4 protein-coding genes are annotated in these 3,498 nt (G+C 62.2%); 2 read left to right on the top strand and 2 right to left on the bottom strand.

Annotated elements, in window-relative coordinates:
- Positions 1 to 18 precede the first annotated feature (18 nt).
- Entirely contained in the window at positions 19 to 615 is a 597-nt protein-coding gene (locus EN994_RS23020; RefSeq protein WP_013530055.1) for a CGNR zinc finger domain-containing protein, read from the bottom strand.
- On the opposite strand from EN994_RS23020, the gene EN994_RS23015 reads away from it, so the two are divergent.
- Complete coding sequence (locus EN994_RS23015) at positions 614 to 1,639, top strand: alpha/beta hydrolase (RefSeq protein ID WP_245268609.1); 1,026 nt, start codon at positions 614 to 616, stop codon at positions 1,637 to 1,639. The two genes, EN994_RS23020 and EN994_RS23015, sit on opposite strands and share 2 nt — an antisense overlap.
- Positions 1,640 to 1,649: 10 nt before the next feature.
- On the opposite strand, the gene EN994_RS23010 is transcribed toward EN994_RS23015, so the two are convergent.
- On the bottom strand, positions 1,650 to 2,576 hold the full coding sequence (locus tag EN994_RS23010; RefSeq protein ID WP_013530053.1) for a DMT family transporter: 927 nt from the start codon (positions 2,574 to 2,576) through the stop codon (positions 1,650 to 1,652).
- Positions 2,577 to 2,863: 287 nt separating this feature from the next.
- Here EN994_RS23010 and EN994_RS23000 point away from each other — a divergent pair.
- A partial coding sequence (locus EN994_RS23000; RefSeq protein ID WP_245466065.1) for an MBL fold metallo-hydrolase occupies positions 2,864 to 3,498 on the top strand: 635 nt, incomplete at its 3' end.

The following is a 3,498-nucleotide window of genomic DNA, read 5'->3' as shown; positions in this document are numbered from 1 at the left end:
GTGGTGCGCTAACCCAGTCTAGACGTCGGTATGATCTCGGTGGCGCGACACCTTCTCGCGGTTGCCGCAGGTGCGCATGCTGCACCAGCGCCGCTTGCCGCCTCGCGACGTATCGAGGAAAAGCCAGCCACAGCGAGGGCAGGAATGCAGCCTGTCGCGCGGCAGGGTGAAGAACGCTTCGATGGACAGCATGGCCAGCAACGCGGTGACGGCGTCCGGATCGCGCCACCGGCCAAGGGCAAGCTCCGGCCTGGTGCCATCCAGCTCGATAGACCCGGCGGCAAGCGAGCTTGCCGTGCGCGAGAACAACACGCCGAGCGGTTCGACCGCAGACGGTTTGCCCGCGGCGATTGGATCGAAAACCTGAAATGACGCCTCCCGCATTTCGCGGACCCCTTCCACGAACCGCCCATCCGCTATCTCGGCAACGGCCTGCGCCTGACGATCGTCGGCAAGCCCTGAGGCGCTGAACCAGTTCGCAACATCCCGGACGGACTTGAAGAGTTCATTGTCTGTTGCCGGCGCCCGCCGGTCGAACACGGCGTTCGACAGGTCCAAAGCGGGATGCCCGCCTATGAAGTGATCCGGTACCCATTCGGTGTATTCATCGCCCATGGAACATAACCTCATTAACCGGATTATACGGTTACATGTAACCACTATCATACGGATACGTGGTGTCAAAGCCAGCGCGTCGCCAGATCGGCGCGGAACCCCTGGGAGGGAGAGGATGTGCAGCAATCGTTACAAGACCCGCCACGAAACCATCAATGTCGACGGCCTCGACATCTTCTACCGTCATGCCGGCGATCCCGGCAGACCGGCAATCCTGCTGCTGCACGGATATCCGACTTCGTCGCACGTCTATCGCAATGTCATCGAACCGCTGGCGGAGACAGCCTATGTGGTGGCGCCGGATCTGCCCGGTTTCGGCTTTTCGTCCGCCCCTTCCATCGATGCCTATGACTACACGTTCGACAACCTGGCCAGCACGATCGAAGCCTTCATCGAGGCCCTCGGCCTCCAGCGATTCTTCCTCCACATCACTGACTTCGGCACGCCCGTCGGCTATCATCTCGCCACACGGCGGCCGGATCGCATCCTCGGCCTGATCGCCCAGGACAGCAACGCTCATGACGAGGGGCTGGGACCGGAATGGGACGCGCCGAAGGCGTTCTTCGCCGAACCGACTGAAGAAAACCGCGCCAGACTGCCGGACTGGATGAATTTCGAGGGGACCCGAAACCAATATATCGGCGGTCTCCCCGAGCGTCTGAAAGTGTTGTTTCCGCCCGAGGGTTGGTATCTCGATACGGAGCGCCTGGCGAGGCCCGGCAACACCGACATTCAGTTCGAACTCTTCACCGATTATGGCTCGCACATCGCGCGCTTCCCGGCCATCCAGGCCTATCTCCGCGACCAACAGCCAGCATGCCTGGTGCTGTGGGGGCGCCACGACGCCTTCTTCGCGCTGGACGAGATCATGGCCTACAGCCGCGATCTCGACGCCGTCGAAATCCATGTCTTTGAGAGCGGGCACATGCTTCTCGAAACGCATCATCGCCAATGCGCGGCTCTCATCGCTCACTTCATGCACGAGGTGGAGACTGGGGTATTTCGCGATCCTGCGGGGCGTTGAACGTCGACGTTCAAACCGCCACTTCGATGGGCTCGGCAAGCCTGGGATTGGCCCGCGCGGCGATCAGGCAGCCGGCGACGATCAGGCACGCTCCCGTCAGCGTGGTCCAGGTCGCCTCCTCGCCGAAGAAGAACCAGCCAAGCGCGACCGCCCAGATGAAGGCCGAGTATTCCGTCGGGATCAGATATTGCGCTTCGGCGCGGGCGTAGGACCAGCTCATCAGGAATTGCCCGGCGAGCGACAGCACCGTCACCCCGGCCAAAGGAAGCCAAAGATCGCTCGGCAGGGCGACGGCAAGCCAGGGTGCCGCGAGGCCGAGCAGGATGGCAACGCAAAGGTTCTGGAACAGCATGATCTCGATCGGCTTGGCCAACTGCGCCTGTTGCCGGGCGAGGATCAGATTGTATCCGTAGAACACGGTTGATACGAGCACCGCTGCCGTGCCGAGCATGGCGTCCTGCGAATAGTCTGCCTGCCCGAACTGGCCGGCCATGATGATGGCGACGCCGGCGATGCCGGCCAACGATGCCCAGACAGCCTGGCGTCGGATCCGTTCGCCCAGCAGCAGCGCGGCGAGAAACAGCGCAAACAAGGGCGCCACGAAGCTGAGCCCGATCGCCTCCGCGAGCGGCAGCCTGGCCAAGCCCCAGAAGAAGGATATCAGCACGACGCCGACAATTGCGGCACGCAGCGCATGCAGCCTCAGCACCGGAATGGTCGGCTTTAAGCGTGGTCCCGCCAACCAGGCTGCGCCCGCGACCACGGCCGCGACCATGCTGCGCCACAGCAAGGTGTTGTAGACCCCGACCGCGATGACCAGGATCTTCATCGCCGCATCCATCCCGGACAGCAGGAAGATCGCAAGCGCGCATACGAGCACCGGGATCATCGGGGAAACGGCGCCGGTCAGGCTGGATGTCTTCACGGCTTCACTCATGTGACGGATCGCAGCCGGATATATCAGGGCAAGGGTCGCGACCAGATGGCAGCCCGGTCGATGTAGCAGTCCAACCCCGATTGGGCCGAGGCTATCGTGACATCAGGGTATCAGCACCATGCCGGCGAGTTGAACGAAACGGACCGCCTCGCCGACTGCATCATCCGGCCACGGCAGGCGACGCACGCACCCATGGCACAGATCGAATTGAGCGGGCGGGTTGCCGACGCAGCTGGCCCGTCGCATGTTGCCGGTTGTCTGCAGACGGATCGGAAAAAATGCACCGCATGGCTTCGGGCGACCTTTATCAGACCTACGATCTTGGTGACTTGCGCATCACCTCCTTGCGCGATGGCTATGTCGACATGCCGATCGGACGGCTTCGGCAACCCGGCGACAAGCCATTTGGCGATGAATTGCCGCAACAAGTCGCATTGGTTGGTGGTCAACTCAGACTGTCCGTCAATGCCTTCGCGATTGACGATGGAGACGGAATCATCCTGATCGATACCGGTGCCTCGAACGCCTGGCATCCCACCATGGGCCGACTTCCCGAGGCGCTGGACGAAGCTGGCATCGATGCCGGACGAGTCCGTGCCGTCTGTTTCACCCACACCCATCTCGACCACATCCATGGTCTTGTGCTTGCCGACGGCCGCGACGCTTTCCCGCGCCTGGCGCGTTTGCTCGTTCCCGGGGAAGAACTCGGCTTTTTTCGCGCCGAAGCGCGGCTCGAACGATTTCACAGCATGGCGGAACCCTTCGAGGCCGGAGACCGTATCGGGACACATGTCGACATTGTCGAAGCCCATGGCCATGAAGCGGGACACAGCTGCTTTCGTGTTTCGAGCGGTGGCGAACGCATTCTGATTTGGGGCGACACCGTTCACGTCCCATCGCTTCAGTTCGATCGACCTGAGGT

The organism is Mesorhizobium sp. M7A.F.Ca.CA.002.09.1.1 (assembly GCF_003998555.1).
GTDB lineage: Bacteria > Pseudomonadota > Alphaproteobacteria > Rhizobiales > Rhizobiaceae > Mesorhizobium > Mesorhizobium ciceri.
Note: the sequence above shows the minus strand (reverse complement) of the source record. Positions and strands in the feature narration are given on the sequence as shown.

Coding starts and splice junctions, on each gene's coding strand:
- EN994_RS23015 (WP_245268609.1), top strand. CDS start 614: ATGGAACATAACCTCATTAACCGGATTATACGGTTACATGTAACCACT.
- EN994_RS23020 (WP_013530055.1), bottom strand. CDS start 615: ATGGGCGATGAATACACCGAATGGGTACCGGATCACTTCATAGGCGGG.
- EN994_RS23010 (WP_013530053.1), bottom strand. CDS start 2,576: ATGAGTGAAGCCGTGAAGACATCCAGCCTGACCGGCGCCGTTTCCCCG.